3 protein-coding genes are annotated in these 1,623 nt (G+C 72.4%); all 3 read right to left on the reverse strand.

What is annotated here, in order from left to right; translation table 11 throughout:
- Positions 1-32: 32 nt before the first annotated feature.
- Positions 33-764 (reverse strand): metallophosphoesterase, encoded by a 732-nt coding sequence (locus H5J33_RS34505; RefSeq protein ID WP_181798601.1) that lies wholly within the window; start codon positions 762-764, stop codon positions 33-35.
- On the reverse strand, positions 761-1,039 hold the full coding sequence (locus H5J33_RS34510; protein ID WP_181798602.1) for a BON domain-containing protein: 279 nt from the start codon (positions 1,037-1,039) through the stop codon (positions 761-763). The genes H5J33_RS34505 and H5J33_RS34510 overlap by 4 nt, the downstream gene beginning before the upstream one ends.
- A partial coding sequence (locus H5J33_RS34515; protein WP_181798603.1) for a nucleotidyltransferase family protein occupies positions 1,036-1,623 on the reverse strand: 588 nt, incomplete at its 5' end. The genes H5J33_RS34515 and H5J33_RS34510, both read right to left, overlap by 4 nt.

Raw genomic sequence — 1,623 nt, forward strand, 5'->3', positions numbered from 1 at the left:
GGCCTGAGGGGACCCGCGGGCCCGGTCCGCGATCAGGCCGCCGTACCCGGCAGGTGGTACACGTGGAACGCCTGCCCGATCACCGGCTGGGCCACATTGCGCACACGCACCCCGCCGGTGGTCATGCCGTGCTCGGTGCCCGCGTGGGCGTGGCCGTGCACCGCGAGATCGGCGCCGGCCGTGTCGATCGCCTCGGCGAGCAGATAGCTGCCGAGGAACGGGTAGATCTCCAGCGGCTCCCCGGCCAGGGTGTCCGGCACCGGGGAGAAGTGGGTCAGCGCGATCCGTACGTCGCAGTCCTGCTCCTCCAGGTCCTTCAGGGCGCGGTGCAGCCCGTCGGCGCACCGGCGGGTGTAGCGGACGAACTCCTTCATCAGGGGTTCGCCGAACTCCCCGGCACAGCGGCCGACGAAACCGCCGCCGAAGCCCTTGGTCCCGGCGACCCCGATCCGGGCGCCGTCGGCGGTGACGACGGCACCCTCTCCCTCGAGGACGTGGGCGCCGGCGTCCCGGAGGATCGCGGTGACCTCCTCGGGTCGTTCGTCGTGGTGGTCGTGATTGCCGAGTACGGCGACGACGGGCACCCCCAGGTCCTTGATCTCGCGGGCCACGACCGCGGCCTCCTCCGGTGTGCCGTGCCTGGTGAGGTCGCCGGCGAGCAGCAGCACGTCGGCGCACCCGGGCAGGGTCTCGAAGGCGGAGCGCAGCGTGCCCTGGCTCTCGGGGCCCATGTGAATGTCCCCGACGGCCGCGACGCGGATCATGTCAGGTCCTCTCCGTGGTCGGGCGAGGAGGTCCCGGCGATGAGCAGGTCGCTGTGGACGGGATGCCCCGCCAGTTCCTCGCGGGCCATGCGCAGGATGTCGTCCCGGCACTGGGTGGACGGCACGGTGCCGGTGAGCAGGACGACGTCGCCGCGCAGTTCGAGTCGTACGCCGAGTTCCCCCAGTTCCCCGGAGGCGAGGTGTTCGGCGAGGTGGGCGACGCGGTAGTCCAGGTTCCCGGCCGCCGGCGGGGGCGGCGGGCTGGTGTCGGTCATGGCTGGCCCTCCTGGGCGTCGATCACGTGCAGCCGTTCGAGGAGGAAGAGGAAGGCCGCGGGCATGGGCTCGGCACCGCAGGCCGCGCGGACCGCGTCCCAGTCGACCTTCTCCCGTACGGCGCGGGCCACCGGCAGGACGGAGCCGAAGTCGCAGTAGTGCTCGGAGAAGGCGCTGATCAGGCTCTGGATCAGGTCGGTCGGGCTGAGGACGGGCATGAGCACCGAGTCGACCGGCAGGACGTGGGCCCGGTCGAGCATCTCCCGGGTGACGGGCTGGTGGGCCAGCGAGAAGATGACGTCGACGTTCTGCCCGTGACAGGTGGTCTTGATCAGCCAGTCCTCCGGCGGGAGCCGTACCCCGAGTCCGGCCTCCCGCAGGGTGGCGGCCACCGCCTCGGCGTCGTCGGGGAGGATGGCGAAGTCGGCGTCGTGCTGGAGGTAGCGGCTGCCGCCGTGGGCGTAGACCGCCACGCTTCCGGCGAGCGCGAAGGGGTGGCCCGCGCGTTTGAGGAGGGCGCCGATCTGCTTGGCGGCCTCCAGGATCGCCTGGCTGCGGTCCTGCGGCAGCTCCGCCGGATCCGG

Origin of the sequence: Streptomyces sp. WELS2 (assembly GCF_013870595.1) — a bacterium.
Taxonomy (GTDB): domain Bacteria; phylum Actinomycetota; class Actinomycetes; order Streptomycetales; family Streptomycetaceae; genus Streptomyces.

Coding starts and splice junctions, on each gene's coding strand:
- H5J33_RS34510 (WP_181798602.1), bottom strand. CDS start 1,039: ATGACCGACACCAGCCCGCCGCCCCCGCCGGCGGCCGGGAACCTGGAC.
- H5J33_RS34505 (WP_181798601.1), bottom strand. CDS start 764: ATGATCCGCGTCGCGGCCGTCGGGGACATTCACATGGGCCCCGAGAGC.